The organism is Micromonospora auratinigra (genome assembly GCF_900089595.1).
GTDB classification, from domain to species: domain Bacteria; phylum Actinomycetota; class Actinomycetes; order Mycobacteriales; family Micromonosporaceae; genus Micromonospora; species Micromonospora auratinigra.
Map to the genome: position 1 here is coordinate 4,179,918 of NZ_LT594323.1, position 21,855 is coordinate 4,201,772.

The 21,855-nt window shown below is 73.6% G+C and carries 20 protein-coding genes; 10 read left to right on the top strand and 10 right to left on the bottom strand.

Features of this window, described 5'->3' with window-relative positions; translation table 11 throughout:
• Nucleotides 1–165 precede the first annotated feature (165 nt).
• Entirely contained in the window at nt 166–549 is a 384-nt protein-coding gene (locus tag GA0070611_RS18590) for a WhiB family transcriptional regulator (RefSeq protein WP_091673128.1), read from the top strand.
• A 198-nt stretch (nt 550–747) separates the two neighbouring features.
• The gene (locus tag GA0070611_RS18595; protein ID WP_091666013.1) at nt 748–1,503 is read left to right on the top strand and encodes a hypothetical protein; all 756 of its coding nucleotides are present in this window, start codon (nt 748–750) and stop codon (nt 1,501–1,503) included.
• A 166-nt stretch (nt 1,504–1,669) separates the two neighbouring features.
• On the opposite strand, the gene GA0070611_RS18600 is transcribed toward GA0070611_RS18595, so the two are convergent.
• The 3 genes from GA0070611_RS18600 to groES all read right to left on the bottom strand — a co-directional run bounded on the left by GA0070611_RS18600 (nt 1,670) and on the right by groES (nt 5,502).
• Nucleotides 1,670–3,349 carry a molybdopterin-dependent oxidoreductase gene (locus GA0070611_RS18600; RefSeq protein WP_091666015.1) on the bottom strand — a complete coding sequence of 560 codons (1,680 nt, stop codon included), beginning with the start codon at nt 3,347–3,349 and terminating at the stop codon, nt 1,670–1,672.
• 124 nt (nt 3,350–3,473) lie between these two features.
• Complete coding sequence (groL, locus tag GA0070611_RS18605) at nt 3,474–5,117, bottom strand: chaperonin GroEL (protein WP_091666017.1); 1,644 nt, start codon at nt 5,115–5,117, stop codon at nt 3,474–3,476.
• Between the two features lie 70 nt (nt 5,118–5,187).
• The gene (groES, locus tag GA0070611_RS18610; protein WP_018222648.1) at nt 5,188–5,502 is read right to left on the bottom strand and encodes a co-chaperone GroES; all 315 of its coding nucleotides are present in this window, start codon (nt 5,500–5,502) and stop codon (nt 5,188–5,190) included.
• A 301-nt stretch (nt 5,503–5,803) separates the two neighbouring features.
• Between groES and GA0070611_RS18615 the strand changes: the two genes are divergently transcribed.
• From GA0070611_RS18615 to GA0070611_RS18650, 8 genes are all read left to right on the top strand, one after another.
• Nucleotides 5,804–6,991 carry a THUMP-like domain-containing protein gene (locus tag GA0070611_RS18615; protein WP_091666019.1) on the top strand — a complete coding sequence of 396 codons (1,188 nt, stop codon included), beginning with the start codon at nt 5,804–5,806 and terminating at the stop codon, nt 6,989–6,991.
• A gap of 91 nt (nt 6,992–7,082) precedes the next feature.
• Nucleotides 7,083–7,562, top strand: coding sequence for a Cys-tRNA(Pro) deacylase (gene ybaK, locus GA0070611_RS18620; RefSeq protein ID WP_091666022.1), 480 nt, complete (start codon nt 7,083–7,085; stop codon nt 7,560–7,562).
• A 223-nt stretch (nt 7,563–7,785) separates the two neighbouring features.
• Complete coding sequence (locus GA0070611_RS18625; RefSeq protein WP_091666025.1) at nt 7,786–8,889, top strand: sugar ABC transporter substrate-binding protein; 1,104 nt, start codon at nt 7,786–7,788, stop codon at nt 8,887–8,889.
• A gap of 102 nt (nt 8,890–8,991) precedes the next feature.
• Nucleotides 8,992–9,810, top strand: a complete 819-nt coding sequence (locus tag GA0070611_RS18630; RefSeq protein ID WP_091666027.1) for an ATP-binding cassette domain-containing protein — start codon at nt 8,992–8,994, stop codon at nt 9,808–9,810.
• Nucleotides 9,807–11,066, top strand: coding sequence for a sugar ABC transporter permease (locus GA0070611_RS18635; protein ID WP_091666030.1), 1,260 nt, complete (start codon nt 9,807–9,809; stop codon nt 11,064–11,066). The genes GA0070611_RS18630 and GA0070611_RS18635 overlap by 4 nt, the downstream gene beginning before the upstream one ends.
• A 25-nt stretch (nt 11,067–11,091) precedes the next feature.
• On the top strand, nt 11,092–12,273 hold the full coding sequence (locus tag GA0070611_RS18640; RefSeq protein ID WP_091666033.1) for an ROK family protein: 1,182 nt from the start codon (nt 11,092–11,094) through the stop codon (nt 12,271–12,273).
• 149 nt (nt 12,274–12,422) lie between these two features.
• Nucleotides 12,423–13,988, top strand: coding sequence for a pectate lyase family protein (locus GA0070611_RS18645; RefSeq protein ID WP_091666035.1), 1,566 nt, complete (start codon nt 12,423–12,425; stop codon nt 13,986–13,988).
• A gap of 194 nt (nt 13,989–14,182) precedes the next feature.
• Complete coding sequence (locus GA0070611_RS18650) at nt 14,183–14,911, top strand: DUF4142 domain-containing protein (RefSeq protein WP_091666037.1); 729 nt, start codon at nt 14,183–14,185, stop codon at nt 14,909–14,911.
• A 40-nt stretch (nt 14,912–14,951) separates the two neighbouring features.
• Here the strand turns inward: GA0070611_RS18650 and GA0070611_RS18655 are convergent, their stop codons facing one another.
• The 7 genes from GA0070611_RS18655 to GA0070611_RS18685 form a co-directional block, all read right to left on the bottom strand.
• Nucleotides 14,952–16,712, bottom strand: a complete 1,761-nt coding sequence (locus GA0070611_RS18655; RefSeq protein ID WP_091666040.1) for an ABC transporter ATP-binding protein — start codon at nt 16,710–16,712, stop codon at nt 14,952–14,954.
• On the bottom strand, nt 16,709–18,412 hold the full coding sequence (locus GA0070611_RS18660) for an ABC transporter ATP-binding protein (protein WP_091666043.1): 1,704 nt from the start codon (nt 18,410–18,412) through the stop codon (nt 16,709–16,711). The genes GA0070611_RS18655 and GA0070611_RS18660 overlap by 4 nt, the downstream gene beginning before the upstream one ends.
• A gap of 69 nt (nt 18,413–18,481) precedes the next feature.
• The gene (locus GA0070611_RS18665; RefSeq protein WP_091666046.1) at nt 18,482–18,736 is read right to left on the bottom strand and encodes a hypothetical protein; all 255 of its coding nucleotides are present in this window, start codon (nt 18,734–18,736) and stop codon (nt 18,482–18,484) included.
• A 17-nt stretch (nt 18,737–18,753) separates the two neighbouring features.
• Complete coding sequence (gene tsaD / locus GA0070611_RS18670) at nt 18,754–19,800, bottom strand: tRNA (adenosine(37)-N6)-threonylcarbamoyltransferase complex transferase subunit TsaD (protein ID WP_091666049.1); 1,047 nt, start codon at nt 19,798–19,800, stop codon at nt 18,754–18,756.
• A gap of 5 nt (nt 19,801–19,805) precedes the next feature.
• Nucleotides 19,806–20,249, bottom strand: a complete 444-nt coding sequence (rimI, locus tag GA0070611_RS18675; RefSeq protein ID WP_091666052.1) for a ribosomal protein S18-alanine N-acetyltransferase — start codon at nt 20,247–20,249, stop codon at nt 19,806–19,808.
• Nucleotides 20,246–20,923, bottom strand: coding sequence for a tRNA (adenosine(37)-N6)-threonylcarbamoyltransferase complex dimerization subunit type 1 TsaB (gene tsaB, locus GA0070611_RS18680; RefSeq protein WP_091666054.1), 678 nt, complete (start codon nt 20,921–20,923; stop codon nt 20,246–20,248). The genes rimI and tsaB overlap by 4 nt, the downstream gene beginning before the upstream one ends.
• An 85-nt stretch (nt 20,924–21,008) precedes the next feature.
• Complete coding sequence (locus GA0070611_RS18685) at nt 21,009–21,848, bottom strand: maleylpyruvate isomerase mycothiol-dependent enzyme family protein (RefSeq protein ID WP_091666056.1); 840 nt, start codon at nt 21,846–21,848, stop codon at nt 21,009–21,011.
• Nucleotides 21,849–21,855: the final 7 nt, after the last annotated feature.

The window sequence follows — 21,855 nt, forward strand, 5'->3', positions numbered from 1 at the left end:
ATGGGGCATATGCCGTCGGTTGTCCGAGGTTTTCGATCACAGATGTGTGAGCGAGGGAAAGCCCGGGTACCGAGGGGTCCAGCCGGATCGGAGTCCCGCGCGGACCGCCGCCCGGTCGCTGGCCACAAGGATTCTCCGCGGTGCCGCGCGGGAGGAGGGGTGCTGATGTCGAACGTACGTAGACTGCCCGGACCCATCGTCGACCTCTGGGACTGGCAGCGTCTCGGTGCGTGCCGGGGCCGGGACAGCGCCCAGTTCTTCCACCCGGACGGCGAGCGGGGCTCGTCGCGGCTGCGCCGCGAGTCCGGGGCGAAGACGGTCTGCCGCGCCTGCCCGGTCCGGGCCGAGTGCGCCGCGCACGCCCTGTCGGTCCGCGAGCCGTACGGCGTGTGGGGCGGCTTCAGCGAGTCCGAGCGGCTCCGGCTGCTCGCCCTCGGCTGGGAGGACCTCGCCGACCGCCGGCAGAGCCGGGTGGACATCGCCCGCCTGGAGGCGCGCCTCGGCCGCCCGCACAAGACCGCCGTGCCGGACCAGCGCAAGGTCGCCTGACCCACCCTCTTCGACCACCGCCGACGCCGCACCCCCTGCCGGGTGCGGCGTCGGCGCGTCGGCGCGCGGGCTCCACGTGGGAAAGTGCCTTCCCGGATATTGCGCATCGGCGGCGACATTCGACAATCCGCTGCAGATGCGGGCAGGAGCCCCCACCGGCGGTGGACCGTGCGGCGCCCGCTCGCTACCTTCAGCCACATGTTGACACTTGTCGATCGACGGCGGCGCTCCCTCCGGGGCATCGCCGCCGCCAGCGCACTCGCCACCGGTCTGGTGCTCGCCGTCCCCGGCGTCGCCCAGGCGTACGCCAGCTCGGCCACCGGCACCATCAACACCTCGGGCGCCGCCCTCAACGTACGGTCCGGACCGAGCAGCAACTGGGACTCCTGGCGCACTGTGGCGGACGGGGCGAGCGTGACCCTGCTGTGCCAGACCAACGGCGAGTCGGTGACCGGCACCTACGGCACCACCACCCTGTGGGACTTCCTCTCCAACGGCGGCATGGTCTCCGACGCGTACGTCAAGACCGGGTCCGACGGTCAGGTGGTCAACAGTTGTGTGTACGTCGGCAACGAGCCGTCGTCCAAGACCAACCCGCGCTCCGCCAACGGGGCGATCGACTGGGCGTTCCAGCGCTACCGCTCCTCCGCGTACGAGAACCTGTGCCTGGCCTTCGTCGCCCAGGCGTACGGCTGGGGCGGCTCGGGCTGGTACAGCGCGGAGGTCGGCGGCGACTGGGAGAGCAGCCACGGCTACCTGAACACCTCCGGCATCCCGCCGCGCGGCGCCCTGGTCTGGTACCACAACTCGGCCGGCACCGGGCACGTGGCGATCAGCCTCGGCGAGGGCAAGGTCATCGGTACCTCGGTCAGCGGCGGCGTCGGCGTCGCCGGTTACCTCGACCACGGCTCCTACCGCGGCTGGTCGGTGGCGTACTTCCCCGCCGCCGGCTGACCCACCGCACCGGCCGGTGCGGACAGCTCCCCGCACCCCGCTGAACAACCGCGCGACCCACGGGCGGCGGCACGGCCGCCCCGGGGACGCCCCGCCGCACGAGCCACCCACGACGTCAGCTCGTGAGACGGGCAGGAGCGGCCAACCGGCAGAGCCGGGGCCGGGCTCAGCGCACGGTGACCTTGACGGTGTGCCAGCCGGTGGCGCCGTCCGGCGCGACCGGGGCCCGCTGCGGGGTCTGCGGCACGCCGTCGGCATCGGTGGCCCGCACCTGGAGGGTGTGCTCCCCGGGGGTGGCGTCCCACCGCCACGACCACTGCACCCAGGTGTCCACCGAGACGGTGGGGGCCAGCGTCGCCGCCCGCCACGGGCCGCCGTCGACGCGTACCTCGACCTTGCGGATGCCCCGGTGCTGTGCCCAGGCCACCCCGGCCACCGTCACCGGACCGGCGGTCAGCCGGTTGCGGGGGCGGGGCGTGTCGATCCGGGACTCCGTCTTGATCGGCCCCTGGGCGGACCAGCCACGCGGCACCCAGTACGCGTCGAAGTCGGCGAAGCTGGTCAGTTCCAGCTCGGTGACCCACTTGCACGCCGAGACGTAGCCGTAGAGCCCCGGGACCACCATCCGCACCGGGAAGCCGTGCGCCACCGGCAGCGGCTCGCCGTTCATCCCCACCGCCAGCAGCGCGTCCCGCCCGTCGCGCAGCAGCGCGGTCGGGGTGCCGCAGGTCCAGCCGTCGACCGAGCGCCCGACCACCTGGTCCGCGCCGGGCTCCGGGTCCGCCTCGTCCAGCAGCTCCTTGAGCGGTACGCCCAGCCAGCGGGCGTTGCCGATCAGGTCCCCGCCGACCTCGTTGGAGACGCAGGCCAGCGTCACGTACCGCTCGATCATCGGCCGCGCCAGCAGCTCGTCGAAGCTCAGCTCGATCGGGTTGCGCACCCGCCCGTGGATCCGCAGCCGCCAGCTCGCCGGGTCGACCTGCGGCACCACCAGCGCGGTGTCGATCCGGTAGAAGCCGCTGTTCGGGGTCACGTACGAGGCGAGCTGCGGCAGCGAGAGGTCCGCGCCCGCCGGCAACGCCGGCGCCGGCGCCGCCGGGGCGGGCAGGGTGACCGCCTTCCGGGCCGCGGAGACGCCGCGCCGCCCGGCCAGCAGGTGACCGCCGACCCCGGCCACCGCCGCCGTGCCGGCCAGCACGCCCACGCCCCGCAGGAACCGCCGCCGGGACTCCGGGTCGCTGCGCTCCAGCGGCTCCCACCCGGCCGGCGGCCCACCGGCGCGCTCCGGCGACCCGGCGGGCGAAGCGGCGGCCTCCGGCGACCCGGCGGGCGAGGACGGACCGGCCGACGAGGGCGGGGTGGACGGGGTGGACGGGACGGCCGGGGTGGGCGGGGTCCACGGCCAGGGTTCGAGCTGCAACGGTCCGGCCACGAAGGCCCAGAGGGTGAGCGCGCCGAGCGCGCCACCGACCAGGGAGGGCAGCGCGTCGGCGGCGTCCGCGCCGGCCCGGGTGAGCGCGGCGGCCACGCCGAGGGCGGCGAACGCGGCGATCCCCACCAGGCCGAGCCAGAGCCGCCGGGCCGCGAGCACCCCGAGCAGCGCGGCGAACGCGGCCAGCAGCAGCGCCGTCCCGACCAGCAGGGCGATCTTGTCGTACGTGCCGAAGACCGCGATGGCGAACTGCTTGAGCGGCTCGGGCACCAGGTCGACGACCAGCCCACCGACGGCGATCAGCGGCGCGGAGCGGGGGCCGGTCAGGACGGCGACGGGTTCGGCGACGCCGATGGCCACGGCGGCGGCGGTGATCCCGGCCAGCGCGGCGAAGCCGCGGGACATGCTGCTCACACCGACCAGTGTCGACGATCTTCCGTCGGGCCGCCAACGACGTCAGCGTTCCGTAAGCAGATACGGGTCGGGGCACACCGCCGGATCGACGGTGTGCCCCGAACTCAGGCCGTACGGCGTGGGATCAGAAGCCCGGGCCGTGCTGGTGGCCGTGGCCGTGCGAGTGGCCGTGGCCCCCGGCGGCCGGCTCGGCCTGCTCCGGCTTCTCGACCACCAGGCTCTCGGTGGTGAGCAGCAGGCCGGCGATCGAGGCGGCGTTGGTGACCGCGTTGCGGGTCACCTTCACCGGGTCGATGATGCCGGACTTCACCAGGTCGACGTACTCGCCGACGGCGGCGTCGAGGCCGTTGCCCCACTGCTGGCCGGCGACCTTCTGGACCACCACGTAGCCGTCGTGGCCGGCGTTCTGGGCGATCCAGCGCAGCGGCTCGACCAGCGCCTTGCGCACGATCGAGACACCGACCTTCTCGTCACCGGTCAGGCCCAGGTCGTCGTCGAGCACCGGCAGGATCTGGGCCAGGGCGGCGCCGCCACCCGGGACCGTGCCCTCCTCGACCGCGGCCTTGGTCGCCGCGATGGCGTCCTCGATGCGGTGCTTGCGCTCCTTCATCTCGACCTCGGTGGCCGCGCCGGCCTTGATGACCGCGACGCCACCGGAGAGCTTCGCCAGCCGCTCGGCCAGCTTCTCCCGGTCCCACTCGGAGTCCGAGGCCTCGATCTCCTTGCGGATCTGCGCGACCCGGTCGGCGACCTCGGTGCCCTGCCCGCCACCGTCGACGATGGTGGTGTTCTCCTTGTCGACCACGACGCGCCGGGCGGTGCCCAGCACCTCCAGGCCGACCTGGTCGAGCTTGTAGCCCAGCTCCGGGGCGACCAGCTCGGCGCCGGTCTGGATCGCCATGTCCTGGAGCATCGCCTTGCGGCGGTCACCGAAGCCGGGGGCCTTGACCGCGCAGACCTTGACGGTCTTGCGGATCGCGTTGACCACCAGCGTGGACAGGGCCTGGCCCTCGACGTCCTCGGCGATGATCAGCAGCGGCTTGCTGTTCTGGAGGACCTTCTCCAGCAGCGGCAGCAGCTCCTCGATCGCCGAGATCTTCTGGGTGGTGATCAGGATGTAGGGGTCCTCGAGGACCGCCTCCTGCGACTCCACGTCGGTGACGAAGTTGGGTGAGATGAAGCCCTTGTCGAACTGGAGACCCTCGGTCACCTCCAGCTCGGTGGTGAGGGCGGAGCCCTCCTCGACGGTGATGACACCGTCGCGGCCGACCCGCTCCATCGCCTCGGCGATCAGCTCACCGATGGTGGCGTCCTGCGCGGAGATGGTCGCGACGTGCGCGATCGACTTCTTGTCGGCGACCTCGACGGCCTTGCCGAGCAGCGCCTCGGAGACCTTGGTGGCCGCCGCGTCGATGCCCCGCTTGAGGCCGGTCGGGTTCGCCCCGGCGGCCACGTTGCGCAGGCCCTCGCGGACCATCGCCTGGGCCAGCACGGTCGCGGTGGTGGTCCCGTCGCCGGCGACGTCGTTGGTCTTGGTCGCCACCTCCTTGACCAGCTGCGCGCCGAGGTTCTCGTACGGGTTGGTGAGCTCGATCTCCTTGGCGATGGTCACGCCGTCGTTGGTGATCGTGGGTGCGCCGAACTTCTTGTCCAGGACGACGTTGCGCCCGCGCGGGCCGAGAGTGACCTTGACCGCGTCCGCGAGGGCGTTGACACCGTGCTCCAGCAGGTGCCGGGCATCGTCCGAGAAGCTCAGGATCTTCGCCATCAGTATCCCTTCGAAGCGACGCTGCCCCGGCCCGGCGAGCCGGACCGGGGCAGCGACACTGATCGGTTGCTTACTTCTCGATGACCGCGAGGACGTCGCGGGCGGAGAGCACCAGGTACTCCTCGCCGGCGTACTTGACCTCGGTGCCGCCGTACTTCGAGTAGAGGACGGTGTCGCCGACCTTGACGTCGATCGGCACGCGGTTGCCCTTGTCGTCGATCCGGCCCGGGCCGACAGCGAGGACGGTGCCCTCCTGCGGCTTCTCCTTGGCGGTGTCGGGGATCACGATGCCCGAGGCGGTGGTGGTCTCGGCCTCGTTCGCCTGGACCACGATGCGGTCCTCGAGCGGCTTGATCGCAACCTTGGTCGCGGTAGTCACGGGCATACCCTCCTGGGGTACTTGGTGTCGTTGCTGGTCGGCAGGCCGACCTGCGTCAATCTGCCACATGCCACCGGGCGGGGCCGTCGTCGCGGGTGCCGGTCCGCCTGGCGTTCAACCCCCGGACACGGGGCCCGGGCGTTGGCACCCTCAGGGTGAGAGTGCTAATCGCAGGTTATTCCTCGGCTAGCACTCCGTCAAGGAGAGTGCCAGCACGCCACCCTCGTGTCGCCCCGCCGGACCCGCCCCCACCCGGGTCACCGACACCGCCGGCCGGGCCGGCCGCACCGCCCCGGACAATGGGCGCGTGGACTCCGACCGGCTCGCCGCCCTGCGTACCCCCGAGGGGGTGGCCGCGCTCGCGACGGCCGCCGGGCTGGCCGGCGGCGACCCGCTGGCCGCGGCGGCCGCGCTGCGCGCCACCGGCGTGCCGGCGGACCTCGCCGCCGCCGCGCTGACCCAGGCCGAGCTGCGCCGCCGCGCGGTGGGCAAGTTCGGGCCGGCGGCGGCCGGCATGTTCCTCACCCGGGCCGGGCTGGAGCAGGCCACCAGGCGGGTGGTGGCCGACCGGCGGGCCGCCCGGCTGCGCGCCGCCGGGGTGCGCACCCTGGCCGACCTCGGCTGCGGCCTCGGCGCGGACGCGCTCGCCGCGGCCCGCGCCGGCATCCGGGTGTACGGGGTGGAGGCCGACCCGGTGACCGCCGCGATGGCCGCCGCGAACGCCGAGGCCGCCGGGCTGGCCGACCTCTTCACGGTGGAGTGCGGGGACGCGACGGCGTTCGACGTTTCCCGGGTCGACGGGGTCTTCTGCGACCCGGCCCGCCGGAAGGCCGGCACCGGCCGGCGGATCTTCGACCCGAACGCCTACTCGCCGCCCTGGGACTTCGTCACCGGGTTGGCCGGGCGGGTGCCGCACACGGTGGTGAAGGTGGCCCCCGGCCTGGACCACACGCTGATCCCGGCCGGCGCGGAGGCCGAGTGGGTCGGTGTGGACGGTGACCTGGTCGAGGCGGCCCTCTGGTGCGGCGCGCTCGCCGAGGTGCCGCGCCGCGCCACCGTGCTGCGGGGCGACACCGCGCACCGGCTCACCGGCGCGGGCGACGCGGAGGCACCGGTCGGACCGGTCCGGCGCTACGTGTACGACCCGGACCCGGCGGTGGTCCGCGCGCACCTGGTCGCCGAGCTGGCCGGGGAGCTCGACGCCACGCTGGCCGATCCGAGCATCGCCTACCTCTACGCCGACCGGGCGCGACCCACCCCGTTCGCGCGCTGCCTGGAGGTCACCGACGTGCTGCCCTTCTCGCTGAAGCGACTGCGCGCGCTGCTGCGGGAACGCCGGGTGGGCCGGCTGGAGATCCTCAAGCGCGGCTCGGCGCTGGAGCCGGAGAAGCTGCGCCGGGACCTGCGGCTGGCCGGGGACGCGGCGGCCAGCCTGGTGCTGACCCGGGTGGCCGGCGCGCCGACCGTGCTGCTCGCCCGGCCGCTGCCAGGCTGAACCGGCCCGGCGACGCCGCACCTCGCCCGGCCCGTTCCCGCCTGACGGTTTCCGGTCGCCGGGCGGCGGGGGCCGGGTTAGCCTGCCGGACATGGCGGGACAGGGCACTCCGGCGACGGCACTGCTGACCAAGCGGAAGATCGCCCACAGCACCCACCCGTACCAGGTCTCCCCGGACGCGCCGAACTACGGCGCGCTGGTCGCGGCGGCGCTCGGGGTGCCGCCGGAGCAGGTCTTCAAGTCACTGGTCACCGAGGTCGACGGCGGGCTCACCGTGGCGGTCGTGCCGGTCACCGGGGAACTGGACCTCAAGGCCCTCGCGGCGGCGCTGGGCGGCAAGCGGGCGACGCTGGCCGACCGGGGTGTGGCCGAGCGGGCCACCGGGTACGTCCGGGGCGGGATCAGCCCGCTCGGGCAGCGGCGCCGCCTGCCCACGGTGGTCGACGCGTCCGCGCTGGACCAGCCGTCCGTCTACGTCTCGGCCGGGCGGCGGGGGCTGCAGGTGCAGCTCGCGCCGGCGGACCTGGTCGCGTTGACCGACGCGGTGACGGCACCCATCGCCACCGGCTGAGTCCGGACCGGAGCGGAGCGGTTCGGCGGGGCCGGCGCGCGATGCCGGCGGGAGCGCTCTCCGTGGGACGACCGGTTGGTGACAGTCGCGTTGCTGAATTGTTACCGCCGCCAACAAAACTCTGACCTCGACAGTCTTGCGCCTTCGTTGCGCGGGGGAATACGTTGCCGGACACAACAAAACACCGATCACTACTCCCCCACCCCCGAAAGGACCCGTGCAGATGCGCAAGGGCATCCTCACTTTCGCGGCCGTCGGGCTGCTCGCGACCGGCAGCATGGCCGCCTGTGGCGACAACGGCGGTTCTTCCGACAAGGCCGGCGGCTCGAACGACAAGAAGCCGAAGATCGGCGTGATCCTCCCGGACAGCAAGTCCTCCGCCCGCTGGGAGGGCGCGGACCGCAAGTTCCTGGAGGCGGCGTTCAAGTCCGCCGGCGTCGACTACGACATCCAGAACGCGCAGGGCGACAAGACCCAGTTCCAGACCATCGCGGACCAGATGATCACCGGCGGGGTCACCACCCTGATGATCGTCAACCTGGACTCCGGCACCGGTAAGGCCGTGCTCGACAAGGCCAAGTCACAGGGCGTGGCCACCATCGACTACGACCGGCTGACCCTCGGCGGCTCCGCCCAGTACTACGTCAGCTTCGACAACGAGGCCGTCGGCAAGCTCCAGGGCGAGGGTCTGGCCAAGTGCCTGACCGACAAGGGCGTCAAGAACCCGGCCATCGCGTACCTGAACGGCTCGCCGACCGACAACAACGCGACCCTGTTCAAGAACGGGTACGACTCGGTGCTCAAGCCGAAGTTCGACTCGAAGGAGTACACCAAGGTCGCCGACGACTCGGTGCCGGACTGGGACAACGCCCAGGCCGCCACGATCTTCGAGCAGCAGCTCACCAAGGCCGGCGGCAAGATCGACGGTGTGCTGGCCGCCAACGACGGCCTCGGCAACGCGGCCATCTCGGTGCTGAAGAAGAACAAGCTCAACGGCAAGGTCCCGGTGACCGGCCAGGACGCCACCCCGCAGGGCCTGCAGAACATCCTCGCCGGTGACCAGTGCATGACGGTCTACAAGGCGGTCAAGAAGGAGGCCGACGCGGCCGCCGAGCTGGCCATCGCCGTCGCCAAGGGCGAGAAGAAGGACACCGGTCAGACGGTCAAGGACGTGGAGGGCAACCGGGACGTCCCGGCCGTCCTGCTGGAGCCGAAGGCGATCTACAAGGACAGCGTGAAGGACGTCGTGGCCGACGGCTTCGTCACCAAGGACGAACTCTGCACCGGCGCCTTCGCCAAGCTCTGCACCGACGCCGGCATCAGCTGACCCACCCCGCTTCAGGCGGCGCCGCCCGGCACGGATCACCGTGTCGGGCGGCGCCCACGCCGGACGGGATCCGAGACCTCCCTCCGTCCAAAGGAGACCCCCGTGTCCGCAACCCCCCTGCTGGAGCTACGCGGGATCGACAAGAGCTTCGGTCCCGTCCAGGTGCTGCGTGACGTCGCGTTCGCCGCGCACGCGGGCGAGGTGACCGCGCTGGTCGGCGACAACGGCGCCGGCAAGTCGACCCTGGTCAAGTGCATCAGTGGCATCCACCCCACCGACTCCGGCGAGTTCCTCTTCGACGGCCGTCCGGTGAGCATCAACAGCCCGCGCGACGCCGCCGCGCTCGGCATCGAGGTCGTCTACCAGGACCTCGCGCTCTGCGACAACCTCGACATCGTGCAGAACATGTTCCTCGGCCGGGAGAAGCGCAGCGGCATCGTGCTCGACGAGCCGACCATGGAGCAGATGGCCGCCGAGACCCTGGCCGGCCTGAGCGTGCGTACCGTCAAGTCGCTGCGCCAGCACGTCGCCAGCCTCTCCGGCGGCCAGCGGCAGACCGTGGCCATCGCCAAGGCGGTGCTCTGGAACAGCAAGCTGGTGATCCTGGACGAGCCGACCGCCGCGCTCGGCGTCGCGCAGACCGCCCAGGTGCTGGAGCTGGTCCGCCGGCTCGCCGACAACGGCCTGGCCGTCGTGCTCATCTCGCACAACATGAACGACGTCTTCGCGGTCTCCGACCGGATCGCCGCGCTCTACCTCGGCCAGATGGTGGCCCAGGTGAAGACCACCGACATCACCCACTCGCAGGTGGTCGAGCTGATCACCGCCGGCCGCTCCGGCAACCTCGGCCTCGGCGCCGAGCCGGGCAGCAACGGCACCGGCGCCGCGCCCGCCGACCCCACCCCAGGAGCCGTCCGATGACCACCACCGCCGTGAAGAAGGAAGGCCCCGCCGCCGTCGCACCGGCGCCGTCGGTGGGCAACCACCTGAACAACTACTGGCGCCGGGTACGCGGCGGCGACATCGGCGCGCTGCCCGCGGTCGCCATGCTGCTGGCGCTCTGCATCGGCTTCTCCATCGCCCGCCCGTCGTTCTTCACCGCCGGCAACCTGGCGAACCTCTTCACCCAGGGCGCGGCGGTCACGCTGATCGCGATGGGTCTGGTCTTCGTCCTGCTGCTCGGCGAGATCGACCTCTCCGCCGGCTTCGCCAGCGGCGTCTGTGCCGCGATCCTCGCCAACGTGGTCACCGTGCTCGGCTACCCCTGGTACGTGGCGGTGCTCGCCGCCATCGTCACCGGCGTGGTCATCGGCACCACGCTCGGCGTCCTGGTGGCGAAGGTCGGCATCCCGTCCTTCGTGGTCACCCTCGCCGGGTTCCTCGCCTTCCAGGGCATCGTGCTGATGCTGATGAAGGAGGGCACCAACATCTCGGTGCGGGACGAGACGCTGGTGGCGATCGCCAACCGCAACCTCTCCCCCGTGCTCGGCTGGACCCTGGCCGCCCTCGCCGTCGTCGGATACGCCGCCGTGCAGCTGCTGCGGCACCGCAACCGGGCCGCCCGCGGCCTGCTCACCGACCCGATGGCGGTGGTGGCCGGCCGGATCGTCGGTCTCGCCGTCGTCCTCGGCGTCGCGGTCTACGTGCTCAACCTGGAACGCAGCCGCAACGTGCTGGTCGTCTCGCTCAAGGGCGTGCCGATCGTGGTGCCGATCATCGCGGTGCTGCTGGTCCTCTGGACCTTCGTGCTCCAGCGCACCAGCTACGGCCGGCACGTCTACGCGGTCGGCGGCAACGCCGAGGCGGCCCGCCGGGCCGGCATCAGCGTGGACCGGATCCGCATCTCCGTCTTCGTCATCTGCTCCACGATGGCGGCGGTCGGCGGCATCGTGGCGGCCAGCCGGGCCAACTCGGTCGACCCCAACACCGGTGGCAGTAACGTACTGCTCTACGCCGTCGGCGCGGCGGTGATCGGCGGCACCAGCCTCTTCGGCGGCAAGGGCCGGGTCCTCGACGCCGTGCTCGGTGGCGCGGTCGTCGCGGTCATCGACAACGGTATGGGACTGATGGGTTACAGCTCGGGCGTGAAGTACGTGGTCACCGGCGTGGTGCTGCTCGCCGCGGCGACCATCGACGCGCTGTCGCGGCGGCGCGCCGCCGCGACCGGCAACCGCTGACCCCCGCACGGACATGGCGGTGGCAATGCGCGCGGGACCGAGCCAGGACGAGATCCGTCGGCAGAACCTGGGCGCCCTGCTCCGCTACGTGCACGTGCACGGGGCGACCACCCGCGCGGAGCTGACCACCGCGCTCGGGCTCAACCGCAGCACCATCGGCGCGCTGACCACCGACCTGGCCGGCGCCGGTCTGGTCAGCGAGGGGACGCCGAAGGAGACCGGCCGGGCCGGACGACCGTCACTGGTCGTCCGGCCCGAGTCGGCCCGGGTCTACGCGTACGCGTACAGCGTGGAGGTGGACCGGCTGCGGGCCGCGCGGGTCGGTCTCGGCGGCGAGGTGCTCGACCGCCGGGAGCTGGAACGGCCCCGGAACCTGGTGGCCGGGGAGGCCGCGCCGTTGCTGGCCGGCGCGGTCAAGGAGATGCACCACTCGGTGCCGCCCGACTCGCTCTGCGTCGGGGCCGGGGTCGCCGTCTGCGGCATGGTCCGCCGCGAGGACGGGCTGGTCCGGCTGAGCCCGACCACCGGCTGGGTGGACGAGCCGATCGGCGCGGCGCTCGCCGCCGAACTCGGCATCGACGTGCCCATCACGGTGGGCAACGTGGCCGACGTGGCCGCCCACGCCGAGCACGCCCGGGGCGTCGCCGCCGGCTGCGACAACGTCATCTACCTGTACGGGGACGTGGGCGTCGGGGCCGGCATCATCGCCGGCGGCCGACGGCTCACCGGGCACGGCGGGTACGGCGGCGAGGTCGGCCACATGGTGGTGGTGCGCGACGGACTGCCCTGCGACTGCGGCCGGCGCGGCTGCTGGGAGACCGAGATCGGCGAGCACGGGCTGCTGCGCGCGGCCGGCCGTTCCGACGCGCGGGGCCGGGAGGCGCTGCTGGGCGTCTTCGACGCGGCCGACCGGGGTGACGCGCGGGCCCAGACCGCCGTCCGGCAGGCCGGCGACTGGCTCGGCTTCGGGGTGGCCAACCTGGTCAACGTCTTCAACCCGGAGATGGTCATCTTCGGCGGCACCATGCGCGACCTCTACCTGGCCGCCGCCGCCCAGGTACGCAGCCGGTTGAACTCGAACGGGCTGCCGGCCTGCCTGGAGCACGTGCGCCTGCGGACGCCCAAGCTGGGCGACGACGCGGCGCTGATCGGGGCCGCCGAGCTGGCCTTCGAACGCCTCCTCGCCGACCCGCTCGACGCCGGCTGACCGTCGGCCCGTCGGCCGGCTCCACCCGATCCACCTTGCCAGAGCGATAGACGTCTCTCTATTCTCGACTGGAAAGCGCTTTCCAGCGTGCCGGCGTCGGCCGCGGCGGCACCGCCTCTCCACCACCACCCAGGAAGGCGAGTCGAGACATGAGACGACCAGTCGTACGAGGAATCCAGGCTGCCCTGGCCACGACGGCCCTCGGGGTCGCCGTCGGCGCGGTCCTGCCGACCCCGCAGGCGTCCGCCGCGGTCGGCGCCGCCACCGGTTACGCGACCCGCAACGGCGGCACCACCGGCGGCGCGGGCGGGCAGACCGTCCGGGCCACCACCGGCACCCAGATCCACGCCGCGCTCTGCAACCGGGCCAGCAGCAGCACCCCGATCACCATCGAGGTCGAGGGGACGATCAACCACGGCAACACGAGCAAGGTCTCCGGGGCCAGCTGCAACACGGCCGACGACCGGATCGAGCTCAAGGAGATCAGCAACGTCACCATCGTCGGGGTGGGCAGCGGCGCGATCTTCGACCAGCTCGGCATCCACCTCCGCGACGCCAGCAACATCATCATCCAGAACGTCACGGTGCGGAACGTGAAGAAGTCGGGCTCGCCCACCTCGAACGGCGGCGACGCCATCGGCATGGAGAGCACCGTGCGCAACGTCTGGGTCGACCACGCCACGCTGGAGGCCTCCGGCGGCGAGGACCAGGGCTTCGACGGCCTCTTCGACATGAAGGACAACACCCAGTACGTGACGCTGTCGTACAGCATCCTGCGCAACTCCGGGCGGGGCGGCCTGGTCGGGTCCAGCGAGAGCGACCTGTCCAACAGCTACCTCACGTTCCACCACAACCGGTACGAGAACATCGACTCCCGCACCCCGCTGCTGCGCGGCGGCACCGCGCACATGTACGACAACCACTACGTCGGGCTGGCCAAGTCCGGCATCAACTCCCGGGCCGGCGCGCACGCCAAGGTGGAGAACAACTACTTCGAGGACGCCAAGGACGTCCTCGGCACCTTCTACACCGACGCGCTCGGCTACTGGCAGGTCAGCGGCAACATCTACGACAACGTCAGCTGGTCCGCCCCGGGCACCGAGAACCACCCGGCCGGACCGAACCCGGTCTCCAACACCAGCGTCAGCATCCCGTACGCCTACAGCCTGGACGCGGCGAGCTGCGTACCGGAGATCGTCCGGCAGACGGCCGGCGCCAACACCGGCCTGAAGGTGTCCAACGGCAGCTGCACGCCGCAGTCCCCGACCCCGACCCCGACCGGGTCGAGCCCGAGCCCGACGCCGACCGGGTCGACCCCGTCCCCGACGCCGACGCAGACCGCGCCCGGCGGGCCCAACCTGAGCCTCGGCGCGGGCGCCGACGGCTCCAGCAAGGCCGACGGCACCAGCTACGGCAACGTGCGCGACGGCAACCTCAGCACCTGGTGGTCGCCGGCCGGGTCGACCGGTGACATCTCGATCAAGTGGGGCTCCGCCACCCGGGTGTCCCGGGTGGTCATCCGGGAGGCGTCCGGCGCGGTCGGCTACGTCCGGTCCTGGCAGCTCGTCAACTACGACACCGGGGCCGTCCTGGCCACCGGCACCGGGGCCGGCCCGATCAGCTTCGCCCCGACCTCGCTCAGCAAGATCACGTTCCGGATCCTCACCTCGACCGGCACCCCCCGGGTCGCCGAGTTCGAGACCTACGCCGGCTGACCGGCCGGCCCGCGCCGGGCGGGGGTCGCCGGAACCGACGGCCCCCGCCCACCGCGCCGCCTCCCGATCCGGCCGTCCCGCCGGTGAACTGATCGGCACGCCGATCCGTACCACTGGGCGCACGGGCGGCCGGTGGCGTACGGCCGGCCGGCAGACATCCGCGAACCGGTCCGGACCGAGGAGGCACCGCAACAATGGCACCGCTGGAATCCGTACGCCGCCGGCTGGCGCGCCGGGTGACGTTGCTGTTCGTCGCGCTCGTCGCAGGGCTCGGCCTCGTGCCCGGCACGGCACACGCGGCCCCCGCCGCGCAGATGAACGCCGCCGACATGACCCTGCTCAACGGCGTACGCCTGGCCGGGCTCTGGGAGATGCCCGCCGGCCAGATGGCCGCCGAGCGGGGCCAGTCCAAGCGGGTACGCGAGGTGGGCGCGGAGATCGCCCGCCAGCACGGCGTGCTCGACCAGCTCGTCGTGGAGGCGGCCAACAAGCTGGGCGCCATCCTGCCGACCACCCCGACCACCCAGCAGCAGGGCTGGCTGACCGAGATGCAGAACGCGACCGGGGCGCAGTTCGACCAGATCTTCGTGACCCGGCTCCGGGTCGCCCACGGCAACATCTTCCCGGTGATCGGGGCGGTCCGGGCCAGCACCCGCGACCCGATCGTGCGCAAGCTCGCCGAGGAGGCCAACAAGTTCGTCACCGACCACATGACGATGCTGGAGAGCACCGGGCTGGTCCGCTGGCAGCAGCTGCCGCCCGCCGCGCTGCCCCCGGCGCAGAGCGACTCGCTGGTCGCCGCGGCGGCGGCCAACGCGACCGGCGGCGGGGTGCAGGTCAGCACCACGGTGGTCTGGGCGGTCTTCCTGCTCGCCCTGGTCACCGGCGGCTACGCCACCTGGCGGATCCTGCGCCGCAGTTGACCGTCGGCACCGAGGGCCGTCACCGGGCCGGTGGCGGCCCTCAGCCGTGCCAGGAGCGCCAGAGCGCGGCGTACGAGCCACCGGCCGCGACCAGCTCGTCGTGCGAGCCCAGCTCGGTGATCCGGCCGTCCTCGACCACCGCCACCCGGTCCGCGTCGTGCGCGGAGAAGAGCCGGTGCGCGATCGCGATCACCGTCCGGCCCTGGAGCACCGCGGCCAGCGAGCGTTCCAGCGCCCGGGCGGCCCGGGGGTCGATCAGCGAGGTGGCCTCGTCCAGCACCAGGGTGTGCGGGTCGGCCAGCACCAGCCGGGCCAGCGCGAGCTGCTGCGCCTGCGCCGGGGAGAGCGGGTGACCGCCCGCCCCGACCACGGTGTCCGGGCCGTCCGGCAGCGCCTGCGCCCAGTCCAGCGCGTCGACCGCGGCCAGCGCGGCACGCACCTCGGCGGGACCGGCGTCCGGCCGGACCATCGCCACGTTCTCGGCCAGCGTGCCGATGAAGACGTGGTGCTCCTGGCTGACCAGCGCGACGTGGGTCCGCAGCTCGGCCAGGGGCAGCTCGGCGAGTGGCCGGCCGGCCACGGTCACCGAGCCGGAACGCGGGGAGTGCACCCCGGCCAGCAGCCGCCCGAGGGTGGACTTCCCCGCACCGGACGGGCCGACCATGGCCAGCTTCTCCCCCGGCCGGGGCACCAGGGTCACCCCGTGCAGCACGTCGTGACCCGGCCGGTACGCGTACCGGACGTCGTGGGCGGCGAGTTGCCGCTCGGGGGCCACCGGCTGCCCGGCGGCGGACCCGGTGGGCGCGTCCGCCGGTCCGGTGGGGCGGTCGGCGGTCACCCCGAGCAGCCGGGCCAGCGACGCGCCGCCGACCTGGAACTCGTCCAGCCAGGAGAGCAGTCGGTCGACCGGGTCCACCAGTTGCTGGGCGTACAGGGTGGCGGCGGTGACCTGCCCGAGGCTCACCCAGCCCCGCAGGTAGCACCAACCGCCGAGCAGCAGCGTGGCGACCACCGGGACCAGGTAGCCGATCTCCGCGACCGGGAAGAAGACCGTACGCAGGTTCAACGTGTAGCGCTCGGCCGCGTACGACCGGCGGATGTCGGCGTCGCCGCGGGCCCGGCGGCGGGCCTGCTGCCGCAGCGCCTCGGTGGTCCGCGCCCCCTCGACGGTCTCGCTGATCCCGTCGGTGATGTCCGAGTAGGCGGCGTTCTCCCGCAGGTAGCCCGCCGGGGCACGGCGCAGGTACCAGCGGGTGCCGGCCCAGAGCAGCGGCACCGCGAGCAGGCAGGGCAGCACGAGCAGCGGACCGGTCAGCAGCAGCGCGCCGAGGATCAGCAGCACGGTGACCGCCGAGATCAACGTCTCCGGCGCGGCGAACCGGACCGTCCGGGAGAGCGCGGCCACGTCCCGCGACGTGCGGGTGAGCAGGTCACCGGTGCCGGCCCGCTCCACCGTGGACAGCGGAAGGGCCAGCACCCGGTCGACGAACTCCTCACGCAGCTCGGCGAGGACCCGCTCACCGAGCCGGGCCGAGGCGAGGTGCGCGAACCGGACCAGCACCGACTGGAGCACCACGAAAGCGGCGATCACCAGCGCGACCCGGTCGACGGTCACCGCGCCGACGCCCCGCGAGACGCCCTCCACCAGGTCGCCGAGGAGCCGGGGCGCGACCAGGCCGGCGGCCGCGGCCAGCGTGTGCAGGCCGAGCGTGCCCGCCAGGCCGCGCGGATGCCGGCGGGCCAGCGCCCGCACGTAGCGGCGGACCTGGTCCGCGTCGGCGACGGGCAGCGCGGTGCTCACCGGTCCTCCCGACTCACCGTCGCGGCGTACCGGGGCTCGGCGGTCAGCAGCTCGTCGTGCCGGCCCTCGGCGACCACCTTGCCGTCCTCCACGAAGACCACGTGCTCGGCGCGGCCGAGCACCAGCGGGCTGGTGGTGCAGACCAGAGTGGTCCGGCCCCGGCGGGCGGCGGCCAGCCGGTCGGCGACCCGCGCCTCGGTGTGCGCGTCCACCGCGCTGGTCGGCTCGACCAGGATCAGCGTCTCCGGGTCGGCGACCAGGGCCCGGGCCAGCCGCAACCGCTGCCGCTGGCCGCCGGAGAACTCCCGGCCGCGTTCGGCGACCACGCTGTCCAGCCCGTCGGGCAGCGCGTCGACGATGTCCGTCGCGCTCGCCGCGACCAGCGCCGCCTCGACCGCGTGGTGGTCACCCCGGTCGTGCGGGTCCAGCTCGGTGCGGAGCACGCCGCTGAAGAGCTGCGCGTCGTTGTCGGCCACCAGGATCCGCTCGCGCACCGTCGCCAGCGGCACCTCCCGCAGCGGTACGCCGTGCAGCGTCACGTCGCCGTCGACGTACCGGCCGAGCCGGTCGGCGATCTCGGCCGCCTCGTCCGGTGCGGTGGCCGCCAGGGCGGTGAGCCGGCCGGGTCGCAGCACCAGCCCGGAGCGGACGTCCACCAGCTCCCCCGGCCCGGCCGGCACCGGCGCCGCGCGGCGCGGGTCGGTGAACTCCGGGGCGAGCCGCAGCAGGCGCACCACCCGGCGGGCCGCCACGTGCCCCCGGGTCAGCTTGTCGGCCGCCTCGGTGAGGTTGCGCAACGGGCTGACCAGGAACGCCGTGTAGCCGTAGAAGGAGACGAGCTCGCCGGCGGTGATCTCGCCGCGCAGCGCGAACCGGGCCCCGAGCCAGGTCACCAGCACCACGAAGGCACCGGGCAGCAGGATCTGCGCGGCCTGGAGCAGCGACTCCACCCGGGCCACCCGCAGACCGTCCGCGCGCAGCCGTTGGGACTGCTCCCGGTAGCGGGCGGCCAGCACCGGCTCCCCGCCCACCCCGCGCAGCACCCGCAGCCCGGAGACGATGTCGGCGGCGCGGGCGGTGAGCCGGCCGGTCGATTCCCGGTACGCGGCCTGCTGCCGGTGCAGCGGCCGGATCAGCAGGGCGACCAGCGCCATCAGCAGCGGCACCCCGAGCACCACCACGAGCCCGAGCGGCAGGGACGCGGCGAGCAGGATCGCCGCCACGGTCCCGATGGCCACCACCGCTCCGGTGCCCCGGGCGGTGATGTCCACGGCGCTGCCGATGTGCTCGATGTCGGCGGTGCCGATGCTCACCACCTCACCGGCGGCGACCCGGCGGGGCAACGCGGCGCCCAGCCGGTTGGTGGCGTCCACGGTCACCTGCACCGTCCGGTACGCGGCACCGAGCCAGTTGTGCACCGCGCACCGGTGTCGCAGGATGCCGGCCGTCGCCTGGACCACGCCCAGCCCGAGCAGGACCAGGCCCCAGCGCAGCAGGGCGTCGGGGTCGCGCTGGGCCAGGCCCGCGTCGACGGCCCGGCCGACGGCGGCCGGCATCAGCGCCTGCGCCACCATCCAGACGACGCCGAGCCCGATGCCGGCGGTGAAGAGAACGGGGTGCCGGCCGGCCAGCCAGACCAGGTAACGGGTGGCGGACCGGTCGTCGGGGGTGCCGGGATCGCCGGCGGGTGAGAAGCGCATGGCACCTGCGACGCTAGGGGTCGCGGCGCACCGGACGCCAACCATTTCCCGCTGGTCAGCGCCCGCGGATCAGCGGTCGACCTGGGTGAAGTCCCAGGAGTGCGGGGCCCGGGCGACCAGCGTCGGGGGCGGGTCGGGCAGGGCGCGGGGGGTGTTGCGCCACTTGGAGATCACCACCAGCCGGTGGTCGGTGGACGAGAACACCTCGCTCGACAGGTGCAGCGGGTCGTGCTCGAACTCGGGCAGCGCGGTCTCGCACACCCAGGTGATCAGGTCGGCGAAGCCGTACGGTTCGGCCTTCGCCTCCCACATCCGGACGATCACGTGTCGGTCCCTCCCCCTCAGACGCTGACCACGGTCAGCGGCATCGCGGAGTCGGCCGGCAGGTCCAGGCGGCTCGGCGCGACGCCGGCGGCGACCAGGTGCGAGCCGAGCGCGGCGACCATCGCCCCGTTGTCGGTGCAGAGCTTCGGCCGGGGCGTACGCACCCGGACGCCGTGCTTCGCGGCCCGGTGCTCGGCCATCGCCCGCAACCGCGAGTTGGCCGCCACCCCGCCGCCGATCACCAGCGTGTCGATGCCGGTGCTGCGGCAGGCGTCCAGCGCCTTGCCGACCAGCACGTCACAGACCGCCTCCTGGAAGGACGCGGCCACGTCGGCGACCGGCACCGGCTCACCGGCCCGCTGCCGCGCCTCGACCCAGCGGGCCACCGCCGTCTTCAGCCCGGAGAAGGAGAAGTCGTAACGGTGCCGGGCGAGGTCCTTGGCGGCGGTCAGGCCACGCGGGAAGGCGATCGCCGCCGGGTCACCGGCCCGCGCCTCCCGGTCGACGTACGGGCCGCCGGGGAAGGGCAGCCCGAGCAGCCGGGCCACCTTGTCGAACGCCTCACCGGCCGCGTCGTCGATGGTGGCGCCGAGCGGGGTGACCGCCCGGGCCAGGTCGTCCACCCGCAGCAGCGAGGAGTGCCCGCCGGAGACCAGCAGGGCGATCGCCGGCTCGGGCAGCGGCCCGTGCTCCAGGGTGTCCACCGCGACGTGCGCGGCCAGGTGGTTCACCCCGTACACCGGCTTCTCGGCGGCCACCGCGTACCCCTTGGCGGCGGCGACCCCGACCAGCAGCGCGCCCGCGAGACCCGGCCCGGAGGTCACCGCGATCGCGTCGATGTCCGCGATCGTCACCCCCGCCTCGCGCAGCGCCCGGTCCATGGTCGGCACGATGGCCTCCAGGTGGGCGCGGCTGGCCACCTCCGGTACCACGCCACCGAACCGGGCGTGCTCCTCGACGCTGGAGGCGAGCGCGTCGGCGAGCAGCGTGTGCCCGCGCACGATACCGACGCCCGTCTCGTCGCAGGAGGTCTCGATGCCGAGGATCAGTGGTTCGTCAGCCATGCTCGTCAGTCCTCGTTGCGCTGCATGACCAGCGCGTCGGTGTTGCTCGGTTGGTAGTAGCCGCGCCGGACGCCGATCGGCTCGAAGCCGTACGTCGCGTACAGCCGCTGGGCCGGGGCGTTGTCCACCGCCACCTCCAGCAGGGTGCTGCGGGCGCCCCGGCGGGCCGCCTCGGCGAGCAGCGCCTCCAGCAGCAGCCGCCCGACCCCCCGGCGCTGGGCGTCCCGGCGGACCGCGATGTTCTGCACCCAGGTCTCGTCGGGCGGGTTGGCGGCGAGCCCGGCGTAGCCGAGCACCGTGCCGTCGTCGTCGAGGGCGACCAGGTAGAAGTGCCGGTTGGCCAGCTCGTTCCAGAACATCGCCGCCGACCACTGCTCGGCACCGAAGAGGTCCGCCTCGATCGGCAGCACGTCGTCGACGTGCCACCAGCGGAACCGGTCGATCCTCACGGCAGGACCGGCTTGTGCCCGGTCGCCGCGACGGCGTCCGGGCGGCGCAGGTAGAGCGGGGTGAGCGGTTCGCCCGGGGCGCCCGCGCGGATCCGCTCGGCAGCCAGCCGGACCAGCGCCACCGGGTCGGGATAGCGGGGCTCCTCGCGCACCGGCAGGTCGAGGACCTCCGCGTACCGGTGCGCGCCGTCGCCGACCGCGAGCGTGACGGCCAGGTCGCGGGCGCGTTCGGCGGCGACCGCCGGGGCGGACACCTCGGGGCCGGCGATCCGCTGGCCGGCGCCGTCGTAGACGGCCCAGTAGAGCTCCCGGCGGCGCGCGTCGCTCGCCGCCAGCACCGGCTCGCCGGCGGCCGCCGGGTGGCCGATCCCGTCCAGTGAGCAGACGCCGTACGTGGGGACACCGAGCACCTGACCCATGGTGGCGGCGGTGACCAGGCCGACCCGCAGCCCGGTGAACGGCCCGGGGCCGAGCCCGGCGACGATCGCGGCCAGGTCGGCGGGGCGGGCGTCGACGTCGGCGAGCACCGCGTCGACCTGCGGGGCGAGCAGCTCCCCGTGGGCCCGGGCGTCGACCGTGCACCGCTGGGCACGGGCCGTCACCGCGTCCGCCGTCACCTCGACCAGAGCCGCGGTGACCGCGGGCGTCGAGGAGTCCACCACCAGTACGAGCACGGTATGCCAGCCTAGTCGTGCGCGTGGCGGGACGACCCGTCGGCTCCGGCGCTCGGCCCGGCGGACGACCCGTCGGCTGCGGCGCTCAGCTCGGGGTGCGGAACACCCGGAGGAAGTCGGGCAGTAGCCAGGGGCGGGGCCCGGTGACCCGGACCCGGCCGGTGAGCAGCGCCCGGGCCCGGCTGATCCGGCCGAACATCATCAGGTTCAGGGTGGCCGGGTCGAACCCGACGCGGGCGTCCGGCCGTTCGTCCGGCTCGGCGAAACGGACCTGACCGGCGGCCAGGGTGAGCGTCATCGGGGCCGCGTACGCCGAGGCGAACCGCACCACGATCCGGGGCCGGCGCGGCGGGTCGACGCCGTCGAGGAGGTGGCCGTAGCCGTGCCGGACCAGCCCGGCCAGGAAGAGGTCGTGGAAGAGCACGGCGTGCCGGGACGGCACGGTCCACCGGCGGCGGGTCGCCCGGGCCACGTCCCAGCCGTGCAGCAGCAGCTCGTTGACCAGGTGGGCGAGGAGGCCGGGCAGGGGCACCCGGGCCCCACCCAGCCACGTCACCAGCTCGTCCGGGTCGCGGGCGGCGCAGCCGGCCAGCAGCCGCGCGACGTCGGCGCGCAGCCGGTCGGGGTCGTGGCCGGTCAGGTGCCCGAGCACCAGCTCGTTGACGTCGGCGATGGTGTCGACGGTGGTCGACGGGAGCCGCTCGGCGAGCCCGGGTACGGTCAGCGGCTCATCGGCCGGGTCGAGCAGGTGCAGGTAGAGCAGGACGATGGAGTTCAGGTGGGTCAGCGTCTGGGCGGCGGTCCAGTCGGCGGTGACCCGGGTGTCGGGTGGCACGGAGCTGACCAGGGTGACGAACCGGTCGGTCTGCTCGGCCAGCGCGGCCGGCGCGATCGACCAGCCGTCCGCGCTGCTCGGCCTGGGCACGGCTCTC